Below are 20,050 nucleotides of genomic sequence, written 5' to 3'. Positions count from 1 at the left end.
AGAAGTTGTCGCTTGGCGGCAAGGTGGCGCTGAAAACTGTCCTTACAATCCCTGCATCGCCCGCCAGTTCCAGGCAGGCGTTCCTCTTCAGGAGACTCCGATGTCCGTTGAGCAAGCCCCGGTGCAACGTGCCGATTTCGACCAGGTCATGGTGCCCAACTATGCACCTGCCGCCTTCATCCCCGTACGTGGCGCAGGTTCACGCGTCTGGGACCAGGCCGGTCGCGAGCTGATCGACTTTGCCGGCGGCATCGCGGTTAACGTATTGGGCCACGCCCATCCGGCGCTGGTCGGTGCACTGACCGAACAGGCCAACAAGCTGTGGCATGTCTCCAACGTGTTCACCAATGAGCCGGCCCTGCGCCTGGCGCATAAGCTGATCGACGCCACTTTTGCCGAACGTGTGTTCTTCTGCAACTCCGGCGCCGAGGCCAACGAGGCCGCGTTCAAGCTGGCCCGTCGCGTGGCGTTCGACCGTTTCGGCAGCGAGAAGTACGAGATCATCGCTGCGCTGAACAGCTTCCACGGCCGTACCCTGTTCACCGTCAATGTCGGCGGTCAGTCGAAGTATTCTGACGGCTTCGGGCCTAAAATTACCGGGATTACCCACGTTCCTTATAACGACCTCGCTGCATTGAAAGCCGCCGTGTCGGACAAGACCTGTGCCGTGGTGCTGGAGCCGATCCAGGGTGAAGGCGGTGTGCTGCCGGCTGAACTGGCTTACCTGCAAGGTGCCCGTGAGCTGTGCGACGCCAACAACGCACTGCTGGTATTCGATGAAGTACAAACCGGCATGGGCCGCAGCGGTCATCTGTTCGCCTATCAGCACTACGGCGTTGTGCCGGACATCCTCACCAGCGCCAAGAGCCTGGGCGGCGGTTTCCCGATTGCAGCCATGCTCACCCGTGAAGACCTGGCCAAGCACCTGGTGGTCGGCACCCACGGCACCACCTACGGCGGCAACCCGCTGGCCTGCGCGGTGGCCGAAGCGGTGATCGACGTGATCAATACTCCCGAGGTGCTGGCTGGCGTCAACGCCAAGCACGACGTGTTCAAGGCGCGCCTGGAGCAGATAGGCAAGCAGTACGGCATCTTCACCGAAGTGCGCGGCATGGGCCTGCTGATCGGTTGCGTGCTGAGCGATGCGTTCAAGGGCAAGGCCAAGGACGTGTTCAACGCCGCCGAGAAACAGAACCTGATGATTCTGCAAGCCGGCCCGGACGTGGTGCGTTTTGCGCCGAGCCTGGTGGTGGAAGAGGCGGATATCAACGAAGGCCTGGATCGTTTTGAGCGTGCTGTAAAAGCATTGACGCAAGCCTGATTGGCCTGATCGGGCCAAATGTAGGAGGGGGCTTGCCCTCGATAGCGGTGGATCAGTCACTTGATTCATCAACTGACACACTGCTATCGGGGGCAAGCCCCCTCCCACATTGGAATTAGCCTTACTTGGGGATAGGTGTTGTTTTCAGGCCTGTCCGGTATTTTTTTCTATGAGTTTTCGAGTTAAGGAGTGACACCATGCTGGTGATGCGCCCCGCGCAAATGGCTGACCTGGGCGAGGTACAGCGTCTGGCTGCGGACAGCCCGATTGGTGTCACCTCCTTGCCGGATGATGTGGAACGCTTGAGCGACAAGATCGCCGCCAGCGAAGCCTCCTTCGCGGCCGAGGTGAGTTTCAACGGCGAAGAAAGCTATTTTTTCGTGCTCGAAGATACCGAGACCGGCAAGCTCGCCGGCTGTTCTGCGATCGTCGCCTCGGCCGGTTACTCCGAGCCGTTCTACAGTTTCCGTAATGAAACCTTCGTGCACGCCTCCCGCGAGCTGAAGATCCACAACAAGATCCACGTGCTTTCCCAATGTCACGACCTCACCGGCAACAGCCTGCTCACCAGTTTTTATGTGGTGCCTGAACTGGTCGGTTCGCCGTGGTCGGAACTCAATTCCCGTGGCCGCTTGTTGTTTGTCGCCAGTCACCCCGAGCGCTTTGCTGACTCGGTGGTGACCGAGATTGTCGGCTACAGCGACGAGAACGGTGATTCGCCGTTCTGGGACGCCATCGGCCGCAACTTCTTCGACCTCAACTACGCCGCGGCCGAGCGCCTGTGCGGGCTGAAAAGCCGTACCTTCCTCGCCGAACTGATGCCCCATTACCCGATCTACGTACCGCTGCTGCCGGACGCAGCGCAGGAAGCCATGGGCCAGGTGCACCCGCGTGCACAGATCACCTTCGATATTCTTATGCGTGAAGGCTTCGAGACCGATCACTACATCGACATCTTCGACGGTGGCCCGACCTTGCACGCTAAGGTTTCGGGCATCCGCTCGATTGCCCAGAGCCGCGTGGTGCCGGTGAAAGTCGGCGAGATGATCAAAGGCGTCGGCCGCCAGTACCTGGTGAGCAACGCGCAGTTGCAGGACTACCGTGCGGTGATGTTGGAACTGGACTACGCACCGGGCAAACCGGTGATTCTGGACCTTGCAACCGCCGAGGCCCTGGGCGTCGGCGAAGGCGCGAGTGTGCGTCTGGTTGCAGTTTAAGCGCCGGTATAAACAGAGTTTCGCGGGTGGCTGTAAAGCGACCCGTTCGAGGAGATAGCATGATCGTTCGTCCCGTACGCAGCAGCGATTTACCGGCCCTGATTGATCTGGCGCGCAGCACCGGCACCGGCCTTACCACCTTGCCGGCCAACGAAGAGCGCCTGACCCACCGGGTTGGCTGGGCGGAAAAAACCTTTCGCGGCGAAGCCGGGCGCGGCGATGCTGACTACCTGTTCGTGCTGGAGAACGACGAAGGCCGTGTGGTCGGTATCTCCGCCATCGCTGGCGCAGTTGGCCTGCGTGAGCCCTGGTACAACTTCCGGGTGGGGCTGACTGTCAGCGCGTCCCAGGAACTGAATATCTACCGTGAGATTCCGACGCTGTTCCTGGCCAACGACCTCACCGGCAATTCCGAATTGTGCTCATTGTTTCTGCATGCCGATTACCGCAACGGCCTCAACGGCCGCATGCTGGCCAAGGCACGTATGTTGTTTATTGCCGAATTCCCGCAACTGTTCGGCAACAAGATCATTGCCGAGATGCGCGGAGTGTCCAACGACGCCGGACGTTCGCCGTTTTGGGAAAGCCTGGGTCGGCACTTCTTCAAGATGGAGTTCAGCCAGGCCGACTACCTCACCGGCGTAGGCAACAAGGCATTTATCGCCGAGCTGATGCCGAAGTTTCCGTTGTACAGCTGCTTTCTTTCCGAGGACGCACGCAATGTGATCGGCAAGGTGCATCCGGACACCGAACCGGCGCTGAGCATGCTCAAAAGCGAAGGCTTCAGCTACCAGGGCTATGTCGATATTTTTGACGCTGGCCCGGCGGTGGAATGTGAGACCAGCAAAATCCGCGCGGTGCGCGACAGCCAGTCACTGGTATTGGCCATCGGCACGCCGGGGGACGACGCCACGCCGTTCCTGATTCATAACCGCAAGCGTGAAGAGTGCCGTATTACCGCCGCTCCAGCTCGCCTGGCCGCAGGCACCCTGGTGGTCGATCCGCAGACCGCCAAGCGCCTGCAGCTGGTGGTGGGTGATCAAGTGCGTGCTGTAGCGTTGTCCGCTGCTCGGGAGTCGAAATAATGAATTCGTTGTATATCGCAGGTAGCTGGCTGGCCGGCCAGGGTGAACTGTTTGAATCGCGCAACCCGGTGACCCAGGCGGTGCTGTGGGCCGGCAATGGCGCCAGCGTCGAACAGGTCGAATCCGCCGTGCAGGCCGCGCGCCAGGCATTCCCGGCCTGGGCCAGGCGCCCGCTGGAAGAACGCATCAGTGTGCTGGAAACGTTCGCCGCTACGCTGAAAAGCCGCGCCGATGAAATCGCCCGCTGCATCGGTGAGGAGACCGGCAAGCCGCTGTGGGAGTCGGCCACTGAAGTCACCAGCATGGCCAACAAGATCGCGATCTCGGTACAGAGCTACCGCGAGCGTACCGGCGAGAAGAGCGGCCCCCTGGGCGACGCCACTGCCGTGTTGCGCCACAAACCTCACGGCGTGGTGGCGGTGTTTGGTCCTTACAACTTCCCTGGGCACTTGCCCAACGGCCATATCGTCCCGGCGTTGCTGGCGGGCAATACGGTGCTGTTCAAGCCGAGCGAGCTGACCCCGAAAGTCGCCGAGCTGACTGTGCAATGCTGGGTCGAAGCCGGTTTGCCGGCGGGTGTGTTGAACTTGCTGCAAGGCGCGCGGGAAACCGGCATCGCCCTGGCGGCCAACCCGGGCATCGACGGCCTGTTCTTCACTGGCTCCAGCCGCACCGGCAATCATCTGCACCAGCAGTTCTCCGGGCGCCCGGACAAGATCCTGGCCCTGGAAATGGGCGGCAACAACCCGCTGGTCGTGGACGAAGTGGCCGATGTGGATGCGGCGGTCTACACCGTCATCCAGTCGGCGTTTATCTCGGCGGGCCAACGTTGCACTTGCGCCCGTCGCTTGCTGGTGCCGCAAGGCGCCTGGGGCGATGCGTTGCTGGCGCGGCTGGTGGCGGTCAGCGCGAGCATTGAAGTGGGCGCATTCGACCAGCAACCGGCACCGTTCATGGGCTCGGTGATTTCCCTGGCGGCGGCCAAAGCGCTGATGGAAGCGCAGGAACTGATGCTGGCCAATGGCGCGGTGGCGCTGCTGGAGATGACCCAGCCACAGGATCAGGCGGCTCTGCTTACCCCAGGCATTATCGACGTGACTGGCGTGACCGAACGCGAAGACGAAGAACTGTTTGGCCCGCTGTTGCAGGTGATCCGCTACGCTGATTTTGCCGCGGCGATCGCCGAGGCCAACAACACTCAATACGGCTTGGCCGCTGGTTTGTTGTCGGATTCCGAAGCGCGTTACCAGCAGTTCTGGCTGGAAAGCCGCGCCGGCATCGTCAACTGGAACAAACAGTTGACCGGCGCCGCCAGTACGGCGCCATTTGGTGGGGTAGGGTCGTCGGGCAACCATCGCGCCAGTGCGTATTACGCGGCGGATTATTGCGCGTACCCGGTGGCGTCGCTGGAGACTCCAAGCCTGGTGGTTCCAGCCACGCTAACCCCCGGCATTACACTGATCTAATGTGGGAGGGGGCTTGCTCCCGATAGCTATCTATCAGTTGATCAATCAGGTGACTGACTTACTGCTATCGGGAGCAAGCCCTCTCCCACACCGGTTCAGGGGTGTATTCAAGTAATTTGATGCCTATAAAAACAGATGTTCGTGGAGCCTCGCCGATGAAATCCTATGAAGTCAATTTTGACGGTCTAGTGGGGCCGACCCATAACTACGGCGGGTTGTCCTACGGCAACGTCGCGTCCCAGAGCAACAGCCAGCAATCTTCCAATCCGAAGGAAGCGGCGTTGCAGGGCTTGCAGAAAATGAAAGCCCTGATGGACATGGGCTTTGTGCAAGGTGTGTTGGCGCCTCAGGAGCGCCCGGATGTGGCCGCCTTGCGCAACCTCGGTTTCAGCGGCAGCGACGCCCAGGTGATCCAGCAAGCGGCCAAGCACGCGATGCCGTTGCTGGTGGCCAGTTGCTCGGCATCCAGCATGTGGGTCGCCAACGCCGCAACCGTCAGCCCGAGCGCCGACACGGCAGATGGCCGCGTGCATTTCACCGCCGCGAACCTCAACTGCAAGTACCACCGCAGCATCGAACACCCCACCACCAGCCGCGTACTGGGGGCGATGTTCGCCGATCAGAAACACTTCGCCCACCACGCCGCCTTGCCGGCGGTGGCGCAGTTCGGCGATGAGGGCGCGGCCAACCACACACGTTTCTGCCGTGAATACGGCGAGGCCGGCGTTGAGTTCTTCGTGTTTGGCCGCAGCGCGTTCGATACCCGCTACCCGGCCCCCCAGAAGTACCCCGCGCGCCAGACCCTCGAAGCGTCCCAGGCCGTCGCGCGCCTGCACGGCCTGAAGGATAGCGGTGTGGTCTACGCCCAGCAGAATCCGGCGGTGATCGATGCCGGCGTGTTCCACAACGATGTCATCGCGGTGGGTAACGGCGAAATGCTGTTCTATCACGAGGACGCGTTCCTCAATACCGAACAAATGCTCGCCGAGCTGCACGGCAAGTTGGGCAAGCTGGGCGGTAATTTCCAATCCGTCTGCGTGCCCCGTGCCCAGGTCAGTGTCGAGGACGCGGTGCGTTCCTACCTGTTCAACAGCCAGTTGCTGACCCGCCCTGACGGTTCGATGCTGCTGATTGTGCCGGAAGAGTGCCGCGCCAATGAGCGCGTGTGGCAATACCTGCAGGGCTTGACCGCCTCCGGTGGGATGATCCGCGAAGTCAAGGTCTTCGACCTCAAGCAAAGCATGCAGAACGGTGGCGGGCCGGCGTGCCTGCGTCTGCGCGTGGCGTTGAACGAAACCGAGCTGGCAGCGGTGAATCCAGGCGTTATCATGACCGCGCCGTTGTACGACACGCTGACCCAATGGGTCGACAAACACTACCGCGACAGTCTGCGCGAAACCGACCTGGCTGATCCGCAGTTGCTGCTTGAGTGCCGGACGGCACTGGATGAACTGACGCAAATCCTTAAACTGGGCTCGGTTTATCCTTTCCAGATCAATTAACGCCGTACGGCTGAGAACTATTTATGACCACCGACACCCTGAAACTGATCCTTGAAGACACCGACGGCACCCAGCTGGAAACGTCCTGCACTCGCGTTGCCGTGGTGTGGCAGGGCAAGGAGATCTGGATCCAGCACGACGGTCGCGGCCAGCTGCTGATCGGTGTGGATGTGGAAGAGGGCGATGCCGAATACGCCAACCTGCTGATGCGCCCATTGGCTACCAACCTGATGAGCCTGCAACTGGAAATGGAACCGGCCGACGTTGAAGGTGATGATGACGATCACGTCCATGGTCCTGGCTGCAACCACTAAGGAAGCTGCTTATGCTCGCCCTCGGCAAACTGCTTGAACTGACCCTCGCCGGTCGTGAACCGGCGCAAAAAATTCAACTGACTGTCGACGGCGTGCAGATGCGCTGGCTCAGTGAGGGCGCGCTTGAAGTGCGCCCACCTGAGGCGCGTGACAATGGCAGCGACCTGCTGCTGTCGTCCGGCATCCATGGCAACGAAACCGCGCCGATCGAGTTGCTCGACCGACTGTTGCATGGCATTGCCCGCGGGGAGATCAAGCCCCGTACCCGTATTCTGTTCCTGTTCGGCAACCCCGAGGCCATGCGTCGCGGTGAGCGTTACCTCGAACTGGACGTCAATCGGCTGTTCAACGGCCGGCATGAAAAAAACATCGGCCCCGAAGCCATGCGTGCCGCCGAGCTTGAGCAGCTGGCCCGCAGTTTTTTCAGCCAGCCCGGCCGTTCACGCCTGCATTACGACCTGCATACCGCGATTCGTGGTTCGAAGATCGAGCAGTTTGCCCTTTACCCGTGGAAGGAGGGGCGCCAGCATTCACGCCGTGAACTGGCGCGCCTGAGCGCAGCCGGCATGCAAGCGGTGTTGCTGCAGAACAAAACCTCGATCACCTTCACCGCGTTTACCTACGAACAGCTGGAGGCCGAAGCCTTCACCCTGGAGCTGGGCAAGGCGCGACCGTTCGGGCAGAACGAGGGCGTGGACGTGTCACGCCTGGAAACGCGCCTGAAGCAGATGATTGAGGGCAACGAGCCGGAGACTGACAGCCTGGATGGCTTGCAACTGTTTGCCGTGTCCCGTGAAGTCATCAAGCACAGCGATGCCTTCCTGATGCATCTGCCCGCAGATGTGGAAAATTTTTCGGAACTGGAAAAAGGCTACCTGTTGGCCGAAGATGTGGCCAAGACCCGCTGGGTGATCGAGGAGGAGGGCGCCCGCATCATCTTCCCCAACCCCAAGGTGAAGAACGGCTTGCGAGCCGGGATTCTTATCGTGCCTGCCACGGATGCTGGGTTGGCTTAAATCTTAAACCCAACTGGATCCAAATGTGGGAGGGGGCTTGCTCCCGATGACGGTGTATCAGTTCCAGATGAGCTGACTGACACTCTGTTATCGGGTTCAAGCCCCCTCCCACATTGTCCTTGCAGTGTTGCTTAGACCGCTACAGCGCGCGGCTCACTACGACGGATCGCCCGTACTTTGTGCAGGGTATCGGCGCACGTACGCGCAGCTTCCTGGCCCTTATGCACGAAGTGCTCGTAGAAGAACGTGGTGTGCTCGCTGCCGGCATGGAAGTGATGCGGCGTCAGGGACACCGAGAACACCGGCACTTCGGTTTCCAGTTGTACCTGCATCAGCCCGCTGACCACCGACTGTGCGACGAATTCGTGACGATAAATGCCGCCATCCACCACCAGGGCGGCGGCAACGATGCCGGCATAACGGCCGGTCTTGGCCAACAGCTTGGCGTGCAGGGGCAGTTCAAAGGCACCGCCGACTTCAAAGAAATCGATGTCCGACTCCTGGTAGCCCTGGGCGATCATTTCGGCGAGGAAGCCTTTGCGCGATTGGTCGACAATATCCTTGTGCCAGCAGGCCTGGATAAACGCTACACGCTCGCCGTGATGGTTCTTGCTTTTGCTGTCGATTGCGGTGGGTTGCATGTTCTGACTCCTGTTTAAGAAAAAAACAGGGCGTTATGAATCGAATGGGATTTAAGGGTACGAACAACGACGTCATGCAGGCATGAAGTCAGCGCTTGCGGCCCTTAGGTGCCAATCCCGTTCTCTCTTCATCCGGACTATGACCGTCGGCCCCGGGATCACACCGGGTCTGCTGACCTTGTCGCCGTCCCGCGTGAGCAGTCCGAGGCGCCAAGCGCTCGCGGGCTATGCACATTGCGTGCAATTACCGCCGGTGGGGAATTGCACCCCGCCCTGAGAACGTTGCCGCCAGAACCCTGGCGGCGGAGAGTTTTTAACATGGTTTTTCAAAAACTGCACGAGTGCCGTATCGATAACCTATATCGGTTTGTTTGGTTGGTATTCGATTGAATGCAGGCGGGGCTTGATATTCCGCGGTTTTGCCCGCAGTAATCACGCACAAGAGGATTTATCCATTCCGTTAGAGGCCCCCTTCATGACCGTGATCGACCTGCGCAGCGACACCGTGACCCAACCCACCCCCGGCATGCTTGACGCGATGGCCAGTGCCGTCAGTGGTGATGATGTCTATGGTGAGGACCCCAGCGTCAACCGCCTGGAGGCCGAGTTGGCCAAGCGCCTGGGGTTTGCCGCCGCGCTGTTCGTGCCCACTGGCACCATGAGCAACCTGCTGGCGTTGATGGCCCACTGTGAGCGTGGCGAGGAATACATCGTCGGCCAGCAGGCCCACACCTACAAATACGAAGGCGGCGGTGCAGCGGTGCTTGGCTCGATCCAGCCACAGCCCCTGGAAGTGCAGGCGGACGGCTCGCTCGATCTGGATCATGTGCTCGCAGCCATCAAGCCCGACGATTTCCACTTTGCCCGCACACGCCTGCTGGCGCTGGAAAATACCATGCAGGGCAAGGTTCTGCCGCTGGAGTACCTGGCCAAAGCCCGCGCCTTCACTCGTGAGCACGGCTTGGCCTTACACCTGGACGGTGCGCGGATCTACAACGCTGCGGTCAAGCTGGGAGTCGATGCGCGCAAGATCGCCGAGCATTTCGATTCGGTGTCGGTGTGCCTGTCCAAGGGCCTCGGTGCGCCAGTCGGCTCGGTGTTGTGCGGCTCTACGGCGCTGATTGCCAAGGCGCGGCGCCTGCGCAAGATGGTTGGCGGTGGCATGCGCCAGGCCGGTTCTCTGGCGGCGGCGGGGCTGTATGCCCTGGATCATCAGGTACAGCGCCTGGCTGATGACCATGCCAATGCGCAATGGCTGGGGGATGAGCTGCGCAAGGCCGGCTACACCGTGGAGCCGGTGCAGACCAACATGGTGTATGTGCAGGTCGGTGACCAGGCCCAGGCCCTGAAAGCCTTTGCTGCCGAGCGTGGGGTCAAGTTGAGTGCTGCGCCACGGTTGCGCATGGTCACGCACCTGGATGTCAGTCGGGCGCAGATCGAGCAAGTCGTGCAGACATTCGTCGAGTTTTCGCGAAAATGACAGTGCACGCCGTCTAATTGAGTGTATCTATCACATAAACACGCTGTACCACCGGCAAAGGGCCGATATAATGCGGCCCTTTGCCGTCGCTCCGTCTGATGATGTTGCGCACTGGCCTTTGGCCGCAGCCTCCGTGGAAGAACCTAATGAAAAGCGCAGAAATCCGTGAAGCCTTCCTTCGCTTCTTCGAAGAGCAAGGCCACACCCGTGTAGCCTCCAGCTCATTGATCCCAAGCAATGACCCAACCCTGCTGTTCACTAACGCGGGCATGAACCAGTTCAAGGACTGTTTCCTGGGCCAGGAAAAACGCGCCTATACCCGCGCAGTCAGCAGCCAGAAGTGCGTACGCGCCGGTGGTAAGCACAACGACCTGGAAAATGTCGGCTACACCGCCCGTCACCACACCTTTTTCGAAATGCTCGGCAACTTCAGCTTTGGCGATTATTTCAAGCAGGACGCGATCAACTTCGCCTGGACCTTCCTGACCGGCGTATTGAAGCTACCGAAGGAAAAACTCTGGGTCACCGTCTACGCCACTGACGACGAGGCCTACGACATCTGGACCAAGCAAGTCGGTGTGCCGCCTGAGCGCATGGTGCGTATCGGCGACAACAAAGGTGCGCCGTATGCCTCCGACAACTTCTGGACCATGGGTGACACCGGTCCATGCGGCCCCTGCACCGAGATCTTCTACGATCACGGCGCCGACATCTGGGGCGGCCCACCGGGTTCGCCGGAAGAAGACGGCGACCGCTATATCGAAATCTGGAACAACGTGTTCATGCAGTTCAACCGCACCGCCGATGGCGTGTTGCATCCGCTGCCGGCGCCATCGGTAGACACCGGCATGGGCCTGGAGCGGATCAGTGCGGTGATGCAGCACGTGCACTCCAACTACGAAATCGACCTGTTCCAGAGCCTGCTGGCTGCCGCGGCCAAGGCCATCGGCTGCGCCAATGAAGACCAGGCGTCGCTCAAAGTAGTGGCTGACCACATCCGTTCCTGCGGTTTCCTGATTGCCGACGGCGTACTGCCGTCCAACGAGGGCCGCGGTTACGTGCTGCGTCGCATCATCCGTCGCGCCTGTCGTCACGGTAACAAGTTGGGCGCCAATGGCAGCTTCTTCTACCAGATCGTGGCGGCCCTCGTCGCCGAGATGGGCGAAGCCTTCCCGGAACTCAAGCAGAACCAGGCGCACATCGAACGCGTGCTCAAAGCCGAAGAAGAGCAGTTCGCCAAGACCCTGGAACAGGGCTTGAAAATCCTCGAGCAGGACCTTGCCAACCTGCAAGGCACCGTGGTGCCAGGTGACGTGGTGTTCAAGCTCTATGACACCTACGGCTTCCCGATGGACCTGACCGGCGACATCGCCCGTGAGCGTAACCTGACCCTCGACGAGGAAGGTTTCGAGCGCGAGATGGAAGCCCAGCGTGTGCGTGCGCGTTCCGCCAGCTCTTTCGGCATGGATTACAACAGCCTGGTCAAAGTCGATGTGGCCACCGAATTCACTGGCTACAAGGCCACCAGCGGCTCGGCCAAGGTGGTTGCGCTGTATAAGGACGGTCAGTCCGTCGACGTCTTGAATGAAGGCGATGATGGCGTAGTGGTGCTGGACCAGACGCCTTTCTATGCCGAGTCCGGTGGCCAGATCGGTGACTGTGGTTTCCTCAAGGCCATCTCAGGTCGCTTTGACGTGCGCGACACCACCAAAACCGGTGGCGCGTTTCTGCACCACGGCGTATTGGCATCGGGCAGCCTGACCGTCGGTTCGCCAGTGGACACCCAAGTGGACGCCGACGTGCGCCACGCTACCTCGCTGAACCATTCGGCCACCCACTTGCTGCACGCGGCACTGCGCCAGGTGTTGGGCGAACACGTCCAGCAGAAGGGCTCGTTGGTCGATAGCCAGCGTCTGCGCTTCGATTTCAGTCACTTTGAAGCGATCAAGCCTGAGCAGATCAAGGCCCTGGAAGACATCGTCAACGCTGAGATTCGCAAGAACACCGCGGTGCAAACCGAAGAGACCGATATCGAGACTGCCAAAGCCAAGGGCGCCATGGCGCTGTTCGGCGAGAAGTACGGCGACAGCGTGCGCGTACTGAGCATGGGGGGCGACTTCTCGGTGGAGCTGTGTGGCGGTATCCACGCCAACCGTACCGGCGATATTGCCCTGCTGAAAATTGTCAGCGAAGGCGGTGTGGCGTCCGGTGTACGTCGTATTGAAGCGGTCACCGGTGCTGCGGCCCTGGCCTATCTCAATGCGGCAGAAGAACAACTCAAGGAAGCGGCCACCCTGGTCAAGGGCAGCCGCGACAACCTGATCGACAAGCTGTCCGCCGTGCTGGAGCGCAACCGTGCGCTGGAGAAACAGCTGGAGCAGTTGCAGGCCAAGGCGGCCAGTGCTGCGGGCGATGATCTGTCGGCCTCGGCCGTGGACGTCAAGGATGTAAAAGTCCTGGCGGCGCGCCTGGATGGTCAGGACGGCAAGGCGCTGTTGGCCTTGGTCGATCAGTTGAAGAACAAACTCGGTCGCGCAGTGATCCTGCTCGGCAGTGTCCATGAGGATAAGGTTGTTCTGGTTGCCGGTGTAACCAAGGACCTGACTGGCCAACTCAAAGCCGGTGATTTGATGAAGCAGGCCGCCGCGGCAGTCGGCGGCAAGGGCGGTGGTCGTCCGGACATGGCGCAAGGCGGTGGTGTCGACGCTGGTGCCCTGGACGCGGCCCTGGCCTTGACCGTGCCGTTTGTCGAGGCAGGTATTTAAGGCACTGTTAATCGGCCCGTGGTGTAGTCACGGGCTTGTTCAGTGCCGGTGGATTGGATATTAGGCGCCCCTTTACGGGCTGAGGCGGCTTGGAAATGGCTTTGATCGTACAGAAATTTGGAGGCACCTCGGTCGGCTCTGTCGAAAGAATCGAGCAGGTCGCCGACAAGGTTAAGAAGTTCCGCGATGCCGGCGATGACCTGGTAGTGGTGTTGTCAGCCATGAGTGGCGAGACCAATCGCCTGATAGACCTGGCCAAGGCCATCAGTGGGGATCAGCAGCCGCTGCCGCGTGAGCTGGATGTGATCGTGTCCACGGGTGAGCAGGTCACCATTGGGCTGTTGGCGATGGCGTTGAACAAACGTGGCGTGCCGGCGGTGTCCTACACTGGTAGTCAAGTGCGCATTCTTACGGACAGTGCCCATACCAAGGCGCGCATTCTGCAAATTGACGATCAGAAAATTCGTACTGATCTGAAAGCAGGGCGCGTGGTAGTTGTAGCGGGTTTCCAGGGCGTGGATGAGCAAGGCAATATCACCACCCTTGGCCGTGGCGGTTCGGACACCACCGGTGTGGCACTGGCGGCAGCGCTAAAGGCTGACGAATGCCAGATCTATACCGATGTGGATGGCGTCTACACCACTGACCCGCGCGTTGTGCCTGTGGCCCAGCGCCTGGACAAGATTACCTTTGAAGAAATGCTGGAAATGGCCAGCCTGGGTTCCAAGGTATTGCAGATTCGTGCGGTGGAGTTCGCCGGCAAGTACAACGTTCCGCTGCGCGTATTGCACAGCTTCAAGGAGGGTCCGGGCACCCTCATTACTATTGATGAAGAGGAATCCATGGAACAGCCGATCATTTCCGGCATCGCTTTCAATCGCGATGAAGCCAAGCTGACGATCCGTGGCGTGCCAGACACTCCGGGCGTGGCTTTCAAGATTCTTGGCCCTATCAGCGGCGCGAACATCGAAGTTGACATGATCGTGCAGAACGTTTCGCACGATAACACCACCGATTTCACCTTCACCGTGCACCGCAACGAGTACGATGCGGCGGAGCGGATCCTGCAGAACACCGCGAGCGAGATTGGCGCCCGTGAGGTGGTGGGTGATACCAAGATCGCCAAGGTCTCGATCGTGGGTGTGGGCATGCGTTCCCACGCTGGCGTTGCCAGTCGCATGTTCGAAGCGTTGGCCAAGGAAAGTATCAATATCCAGATGATCTCCACGTCGGAGATCAAAGTCTCGGTAGTGATCGAAGAGAAGTACCTCGAATTGGCTGTGCGTGCGCTGCACACCGCGTTTGAGCTGGATGCACCGGCCCGACAGGGCGAGTGATGTGTTGCCAGGGAGGCGCGGTTTTACCGCGCCTTTCATTTTTTTGTGGGGCGCATGCTCTTTTGCATGGGTTCGACAATACTTAGGCAGGTAGGGCTATGGCCTTTCGGTTGTAGGTCGAATGCCTTTTTTTTGCAGACTGTTGTTCCTGAACTGAAATGCGTGAGGAGAAAGGCATGCTGATTCTGACTCGTCGTTGCGCAGAAAGCCTGATTATTGGTGATGGCGAAATCACCGTGACCGTGCTCGGCGTCAAAGGCAATCAAGTACGTATCGGGGTTAATGCTCCGAAAGAGGTAGCGGTCCACCGCGAGGAAATCTACCTGCGGATCAAGAAAGAGAAGGACGAAGAACCAAGCCTTTAATTTTTATCGTTTTTTATGTTTGCAAACGGGGAAGAACGTGGTTAATATACGCCCCGTGTTGCGGAGAGCTGGCCGAGTGGCCGAAGGCGCTCCCCTGCTAAGGGAGTACACCTCAAAAGGGTGTCGGGGGTTCGAATCCCCCGTTCTCCGCCATTATTTGCTTAGTACGTTGCAATCTGGTTTTTTCGGTAAGTTGTTGAAAATACTCGAAAAAACAGCTTTACATAGAGATTGAACGGCCTATAATGCGCGGCAACAAATGCACTCGTAGCTCAGCTGGATAGAGTACTCGGCTACGAACCGAGCGGTCACAGGTTCGAATCCTGTCGAGTGCACCATTTAAGAGTTAGTTGCAGTAATGCAAGTAATTCGGTTTCAACCAGTTGTGATCTGGTATAAAAACACAATCTGCACTCGTAGCTCAGCTGGATAGAGTACTCGGCTACGAACCGAGCGGTCACAGGTTCGAATCCTGTCGAGTGCACCATACAAACAAAAAGCCCGCCTAGTGCGGGCTTTTTGCCGTCTGGCGTTTATGTGGGTTTTATCCCAGGTTTCTAACTTTTTCTCTCGCCCCATGTGTTTTCCCTCCCGCCAGTGGCGTCGCAGTTCATGGATGTTAGTCAATGCTGAGCTTTGACGCGCAAGCACTTGTTCTTTCCAGTTTTTTAACGTTTAAAACCTCCGGGCGGTGTATCATGCGCCCGTCAGCCCCGCCGGGGCTTGTGGAATACCTCCATGGACTTACCCAGTAGTTACTCAGTACCCCGTCTTACCAATCATGAATTGACTGATTGATCCTTCCGGCGTGCCCCGCTGCTGGGAGTGGAGTTCGCCTATGACCGAAGTAGAAGTAAAGAAAACACAAGAAAGCCTGCAGGATCGCCTGGCTCAAGTCATTGAGCTGCTGCAGCGCCAGCGTGTGGTCGAAGACCTCACGCACCGTCAGGAAGGTCCGAATCACGACCGTGTTGAAAACCTGGTTCACCGGCAAAACCTGGTCGAGTTGCAACGCAAGCTCGATGACCTGCACTCCGCCGACGTTGCTTATATTCTCGAAGCCCTGCCACTGGATGATCGACTGACCCTTTGGCAGTTGGTCAAGGCGGATCGCGACGGCGATATTCTTCTAGAAGTCTCTGATTCCGTTCGTGAAACCCTGATCGCCGACATGGACGATCATGAGCTCCTGGCTGCTGCCCGGGAGATGGATGCGGACGAACTCGCCGACCTGGCCCCTGAGCTGCCCCGTGACGTCGTCCATGAGTTAATGGAGGCGCTCGACTCGCAGCAGCGTGAGCGCGTGCGTTCGGCGCTGTCTTACGACGAGGATCAGGTTGGCGCGCTGATGGACTTCGAGATGGTCACCATCCGTGAAGACGTCAGCCTGGAAGTGGTGCTGCGTTACCTGCGCCGTCTCAAGGAGCTGCCAGGTCATACCGACAAATTGTTTGTGGTCGACTACGAAGGGATACTCAAGGGCGTACTGCCAATCAAGCGTCTGCTGGTCAACGACCCAGAAAAGAAAGTCGCAGACGTAATGGCCAGTGATCCGGTGAGCTTTCATCCGGATGAGGATGCTTATGATGCCGCCCAAGCGTTTGAGCGTTATGACCTGATCTCGGCGCCGGTTGTCGACAAGAACGGGAAGCTGATTGGTCGTCTGACTATCGATGAGATGGTCGACCTGATTCGTGAGGAAAGCGAAACAGAAGTCCTTAATATGGCGGGCCTTCGTGAAGAGGAAGATATATTTGCCTCGGTATGGCGCTCGCTACGTAACCGTTGGGCTTGGTTGGCGGTCAACTTGATCACCGCGTTTATCGCCTCGCGAGTTATCGGCCTGTTCGAGGGTTCCATCGAGAAACTGGTGGCACTTGCGGCGCTGATGCCGATCGTAGCGGGTATCGGCGGTAACTCCGGCAACCAGACCATCACCATGATCGTGCGTGCCATGGCCCTTGACCAGGTTAATACCGGCAACACCTCACGCCTGATGCGCAAAGAGCTGGCGGTGGCGCTGATCAATGGCGTTGTCTGGGGAGGGGTTATCGGTATCGTCGCCTACCTGCTGTATGACAGTTGGTCCCTGGGGGTGGTCATGACTGCTGCGATGACATTAAACCTCTTGCTGGCGGCGCTCATGGGCGTTTTGATTCCTATGACATTGGCGCGTCTTGGCCGTGATCCGGCGATGGGGGCCAGTGTGATGATCACGGCGATGACTGATAGTGGTGGCTTCTTTATCTTCCTGGGACTGGCGACTATCTTCCTGCTTTGATCCCTTCCGGCGGGGGGGCAAATCTGCCCCTCGTCCACATCATACCTTTCCAAATTTCGCGCAAAAAAAAGCCAGCACATAGCTGGCTTCGGCTTTCTGTGTCAATCAATTGGCTTCTGCGGCTGCCTCGACGTCGTGTGCGATCAGCGAGACGAGCGCATTTTGCTGGCGATGGGAGAGCTGACGAAAACGCTGCAGCAGTTCGCGTTCGTGCAGTGACAGCTCGGGGCTGTCCAGGCGCATGCTCAACTCTTCACCCAAGGCACCTTCCTGAATAAGGCTCTGTTCCAGGCGTGCGATGATTTCGGAGTTCATGCTGCGGTGATGATTGCGAGCCACCTCGGCAATGCGTTCCCGCATTCCGTCTGGCAGACGTACGACGAACTTGTCAGCCGTACGGCTGGAATAAATTGCCTGTTTCAATGGGCGCATATATTTAACCGGTTAGTTCAGGGGAGCGGTTTTTGGAATTGGCCGCAAGATGAGTGTTAAGACAAGGCTCACGACCAAAGTTCAACCCGAATTGCAAAGAGGCCGCATCATGCCTCAGATTTGACATTTCATTGGCGTCAATTCTGTGACAAATATTGAACTGCCTACAGGCTTTATGCCAGCACTGATTTGCGTTTTTGCGGACTGGTTAGAAAACTTCTCGCAATCAGCTGAGGGTGGCCGACCTTCGCCCATGACTGTCACGCGTGCGATTCGAAGGGCTCAAGCCATAAGGAATATGGCCTTTTGCCCGCACCCTTAAGACTAGTGGCAGTTTGCTTATTTGCTAATGTCAGGCGACATAAGGTAGGGGGTCAGCGCAGGACAGGGTCGAATTTGATTCGACGGCCTACGATGAGCGTCAGGAGCAGCAGGCTGCCAAACACTGCGCTGGCGATAAAGGCGGTGGTTTGATCATCCTGGGTCGTTGAGACCAGGCCGAGCAGTGTGGCGGTGAAAGTGAGGCAAAGAAATAGCCAGGCAAGCTTGGACATGAGCAGCGTTCTCAGAAAACCCAGTGTTCGGAGGCTGGCGCGCCTTGTGCGTCCAGGGCCAATCTGACAGGTGATTGCGGCGTGGCGTTCATCACTGCGAGTTGAGGGCGTTGTTGCTGTTGAAGGTAATGCGGGGTCGCTTTGCTGATTTGCGCAGTGTCTTCGGTAGGCGATTGGAATTGGAGCATCACCAAGGCAGTCAATGCCACTGTATTAAGGCCTAGCAGAAGGGCGCTGTTCATGGTGATCTACTCCGTGGATGCCTGGATCAATTGGTTTTTGTGATAGAACCATTGCAGATGCCGTGCCAATATTTTATTTCAATAAAATCAACCGGTTATCTTTGAATTCGGTCTCTTAAGCTTGCAGTTTGCAAGTATGGAGATTTGAAGGCAGTGCAATTTGCACGACCGATGCGTGGTGGCGAGAGGTTGAATTGCAGTTGGCGATGCCCAAAAGCATCCGCCTACAATCAAAAAGCCTGTGGACGACATGACAAAACCAGCCCTGGCCGTTAACATGCTCGCCGATCATCGCTTAGCTGGCTTTTGCGCTGACGGCAGTATTCGTCCCAGTAGCTCAATTGGATAGAGCATCCCCCTCCTAAGGGGAAGGTTGGCCGTTCGAACCGGCCCTGGGACACCATATAATTTCAGGCCTAGAGCTGTTTTAATCTCATGTCTTGTGAGGCTGTGACAGCAGGGTGACAGCAAAAAGATTGTCACCAGACTGAAGCTAATCGTTCCAGCTCGGCTTTAGGTATCGCGTGCAATCCCAGTAACCCGGCCAGTTTTACGCCAGGGCCTGAGATTATCGCGAAAGCTGGGATGACCAGCCCCGGCTGATATACATTTTCCCCTCGCGCCTCATTGATGCTGAAGCTGCTCGCCAGCTGCTTTTGGTACAAATAAAAAGCCTCTAATGTCGTTTCATGGGATTCCGGGTGCATTGGCTTATCTCTGGACCACGGTTCGTCACGGGTCTTGAACGAAGCAATCTGATCAATCAGGCTGAGTAAGCAGAATTGGCGATAGGTTAGGTCCTCGGCAATATTGAGTAGAAAATTAGCTTCGGCTTTTTTGATGTACGGCATGAATACAAGGTTGGAATAGAAATTCGCGAGGTAGGGGAGCTTTAGCTGTTCGTGCTCTTGCTTCGCGGCGAGCAAGACTCCCTCAAAAACCTCCTCGGCGGGTGAGGGGTTCCCGGCTTCCGCCTCGAAAAAATCATCATCTCTTCGCGGTCGCCAGAGTAACTGTTCACGAATACTATCGATTGCCAGCGCTGCGACACCGGCGACCCGCTGCTGCTCTCTCGGCGAAAGAACTCGTTGGGCAATGTCATCCAACACTACTACGCAAGCTTCACCCACTGCAGCGCCGACCGCGGCACCTGCAACCGTGCCGGCCGGCCCCGTGAGTGACCCGACAGCGCCCCCAACTGCAGCGCCAGCGATTTTGCTGCCATGACTTAAAAGCGACAGATAATTTTTCACGGTAGCTCCTGAGAAAAGTCCATTCAAATCGATAATTGATCGCGGATGCGCAGCACTGTCGTGGTTGAGCAGTTAGCGTGCCTAGCTGTGGCACGGATGCCCAGGCCGGCGCGTAGTAGTTCAGTCACGCGCTTATGCAGGTCAGCGTCAATGGGGCGCCCCTGGTACTTACCTGCGGCTTTGGCCTTTTCGATGCCTTGAGCCTGGCGCTCGCGGCGCTGCTCGTAATCCTTGCGCGCGATCGCAGCCATCATTTCCACCAGCATGGAGTTAATCGCCCCCAGCATCCGGCCCGTGAACTCGTCGCCCTTGGTGTCCTGCATTCCTTGGTGGCTGGTCGGCAGGTCGAGCGCAACGATGCGCAGCCCCTTGGAATCGATCGCAGCCTTTAGCTTTTGCCAGTCCTCCACTGGGAGGCGGGAGAGGCGGTCTATCGACTCCACCAGCAACACGTCACCCTTACGGGCATCCTTGAGCAGGCGCACCAGCTCAGGCCGGTCTGCGGTGGCGCCGCTGGCGTTCTCCAAGTACACGCTGGCGATGACCTTGTTATGGTCGCTGGCGAACTGCTCGAGCGATGCCCGGGCGCGGCCGGCGTCTTGTTCTTCGGTGGATGCTCGGAGGTATGCGCGGATGAACATGATGGGTGCCTGTATCAGTTAGGGCGTTCTACTAATACTGTTTCACTTTGGGTGTTACTTATCAAGCGGAAAGCCAAAAAAAGACAAAATAAGCCTGTATCTGGATAGGCATACCAGAAAAGAGCGCATTGAGATGAC

At 58.4% G+C, this 20,050-nt stretch carries 18 protein-coding genes, 4 tRNA genes and 1 riboswitch; of the genes, 16 read left to right on the top strand and 6 right to left on the bottom strand.

Annotation, left to right across the window (positions count from 1 at the left end; translation table 11 throughout):
- The first annotated feature begins 100 nt into the window (after positions 1-100).
- The 7 genes from QYQ93_RS22375 to astE all read left to right on the top strand — a co-directional run bounded on the left by QYQ93_RS22375 (position 101) and on the right by astE (position 7,921).
- Positions 101-1,321, top strand: coding sequence for an aspartate aminotransferase family protein (locus QYQ93_RS22375; RefSeq protein WP_043050345.1), 1,221 nt, complete (start codon positions 101-103; stop codon positions 1,319-1,321).
- 197 nt (positions 1,322-1,518) lie between these two features.
- Positions 1,519-2,538 (top strand): arginine/ornithine succinyltransferase subunit alpha, encoded by a 1,020-nt coding sequence (gene aruF / locus QYQ93_RS22370; RefSeq protein ID WP_043050346.1) that lies wholly within the window; start codon positions 1,519-1,521, stop codon positions 2,536-2,538.
- Between the two features lie 59 nt (positions 2,539-2,597).
- The gene (astA, locus tag QYQ93_RS22365) at positions 2,598-3,623 is read left to right on the top strand and encodes an arginine N-succinyltransferase (protein ID WP_003193612.1); all 1,026 of its coding nucleotides are present in this window, start codon (positions 2,598-2,600) and stop codon (positions 3,621-3,623) included.
- Positions 3,620-5,089 (top strand): succinylglutamate-semialdehyde dehydrogenase, encoded by a 1,470-nt coding sequence (gene astD, locus QYQ93_RS22360; protein ID WP_338477285.1) that lies wholly within the window; start codon positions 3,620-3,622, stop codon positions 5,087-5,089. The genes astA and astD overlap by 4 nt, the downstream gene beginning before the upstream one ends.
- A 155-nt stretch (positions 5,090-5,244) precedes the next feature.
- Entirely contained in the window at positions 5,245-6,591 is a 1,347-nt protein-coding gene (gene astB, locus QYQ93_RS22355) for an N-succinylarginine dihydrolase (protein ID WP_338475501.1), read from the top strand.
- Positions 6,592-6,614: 23 nt separating this feature from the next.
- Positions 6,615-6,905 (top strand): hypothetical protein, encoded by a 291-nt coding sequence (locus QYQ93_RS22350; protein WP_003214319.1) that lies wholly within the window; start codon positions 6,615-6,617, stop codon positions 6,903-6,905.
- Between the two features lie 11 nt (positions 6,906-6,916).
- Entirely contained in the window at positions 6,917-7,921 is a 1,005-nt protein-coding gene (astE, locus tag QYQ93_RS22345) for a succinylglutamate desuccinylase (protein WP_338475500.1), read from the top strand.
- A gap of 131 nt (positions 7,922-8,052) precedes the next feature.
- Here the strand turns inward: astE and QYQ93_RS22340 are convergent, their stop codons facing one another.
- A complete protein-coding gene (locus tag QYQ93_RS22340) occupies positions 8,053-8,562 on the bottom strand; it encodes a 6,7-dimethyl-8-ribityllumazine synthase (protein WP_032879834.1) in 510 nt (169 codons plus the stop codon).
- A gap of 115 nt (positions 8,563-8,677) precedes the next feature.
- Positions 8,678-8,847, bottom strand: a riboswitch (FMN riboswitch).
- A 190-nt stretch (positions 8,848-9,037) separates the two neighbouring features.
- Here QYQ93_RS22340 and ltaE point away from each other — a divergent pair.
- The 8 genes from ltaE (at position 9,038) to mgtE (ending at position 16,790) form a co-directional block, all read left to right on the top strand.
- Positions 9,038-10,042: a low-specificity L-threonine aldolase gene (ltaE, locus tag QYQ93_RS22335; RefSeq protein ID WP_043050351.1), complete on the top strand. Its 1,005-nt coding sequence runs from the start codon at positions 9,038-9,040 to the stop codon at positions 10,040-10,042.
- A 146-nt stretch (positions 10,043-10,188) separates the two neighbouring features.
- The gene (gene alaS / locus QYQ93_RS22330) at positions 10,189-12,807 is read left to right on the top strand and encodes an alanine--tRNA ligase (RefSeq protein WP_338475499.1); all 2,619 of its coding nucleotides are present in this window, start codon (positions 10,189-10,191) and stop codon (positions 12,805-12,807) included.
- Positions 12,808-12,902: 95 nt separating this feature from the next.
- Positions 12,903-14,144 carry an aspartate kinase gene (locus tag QYQ93_RS22325; protein ID WP_043050353.1) on the top strand — a complete coding sequence of 414 codons (1,242 nt, stop codon included), beginning with the start codon at positions 12,903-12,905 and terminating at the stop codon, positions 14,142-14,144.
- A gap of 176 nt (positions 14,145-14,320) precedes the next feature.
- A complete protein-coding gene (csrA, locus tag QYQ93_RS22320; RefSeq protein ID WP_003175645.1) occupies positions 14,321-14,509 on the top strand; it encodes a carbon storage regulator CsrA in 189 nt (62 codons plus the stop codon).
- Positions 14,510-14,571: 62 nt separating this feature from the next.
- Positions 14,572-14,662, top strand: a tRNA-Ser gene (locus tag QYQ93_RS22315).
- Positions 14,663-14,770: 108 nt separating this feature from the next.
- A tRNA-Arg gene (locus QYQ93_RS22310) sits at positions 14,771-14,847 on the top strand.
- Between the two features lie 72 nt (positions 14,848-14,919).
- A tRNA-Arg gene (locus QYQ93_RS22305) sits at positions 14,920-14,996 on the top strand.
- 351 nt (positions 14,997-15,347) lie between these two features.
- Entirely contained in the window at positions 15,348-16,790 is a 1,443-nt protein-coding gene (mgtE, locus tag QYQ93_RS22300) for a magnesium transporter (protein ID WP_043050354.1), read from the top strand.
- A gap of 105 nt (positions 16,791-16,895) precedes the next feature.
- On the opposite strand, the gene QYQ93_RS22295 is transcribed toward mgtE, so the two are convergent.
- From QYQ93_RS22295 to QYQ93_RS22285, 3 genes are all read right to left on the bottom strand, one after another.
- Positions 16,896-17,222: an Arc family DNA-binding protein gene (locus tag QYQ93_RS22295; RefSeq protein WP_003193592.1), complete on the bottom strand. Its 327-nt coding sequence runs from the start codon at positions 17,220-17,222 to the stop codon at positions 16,896-16,898.
- Positions 17,223-17,596: 374 nt separating this feature from the next.
- Complete coding sequence (locus tag QYQ93_RS22290) at positions 17,597-17,776, bottom strand: PA3371 family protein (protein ID WP_043050355.1); 180 nt, start codon at positions 17,774-17,776, stop codon at positions 17,597-17,599.
- Positions 17,777-17,787: 11 nt separating this feature from the next.
- Positions 17,788-18,018, bottom strand: coding sequence for a hypothetical protein (locus tag QYQ93_RS22285; RefSeq protein WP_043050356.1), 231 nt, complete (start codon positions 18,016-18,018; stop codon positions 17,788-17,790).
- 326 nt (positions 18,019-18,344) lie between these two features.
- On the opposite strand from QYQ93_RS22285, the gene QYQ93_RS22280 reads away from it, so the two are divergent.
- Positions 18,345-18,421, top strand: a tRNA-Arg gene (locus tag QYQ93_RS22280).
- Between the two features lie 76 nt (positions 18,422-18,497).
- On the opposite strand, the gene QYQ93_RS22275 is transcribed toward QYQ93_RS22280, so the two are convergent.
- Both QYQ93_RS22275 and QYQ93_RS22270 read right to left on the bottom strand, forming a co-directional pair.
- A complete protein-coding gene (locus tag QYQ93_RS22275; protein WP_338475498.1) occupies positions 18,498-19,271 on the bottom strand; it encodes a hypothetical protein in 774 nt (257 codons plus the stop codon).
- Between the two features lie 23 nt (positions 19,272-19,294).
- A complete protein-coding gene (locus QYQ93_RS22270) occupies positions 19,295-19,912 on the bottom strand; it encodes a recombinase family protein (RefSeq protein ID WP_338475497.1) in 618 nt (205 codons plus the stop codon).
- Positions 19,913-20,050: the final 138 nt, after the last annotated feature.

The organism is Pseudomonas khavaziana (assembly GCF_036704165.1).
Taxonomy (GTDB): Bacteria; Pseudomonadota; Gammaproteobacteria; order Pseudomonadales; family Pseudomonadaceae; genus Aquipseudomonas; species Aquipseudomonas khavaziana.
The sequence above is the reverse complement of the archived record's forward strand: the minus strand, read 5'-3'. Positions and strand labels throughout refer to the sequence as shown.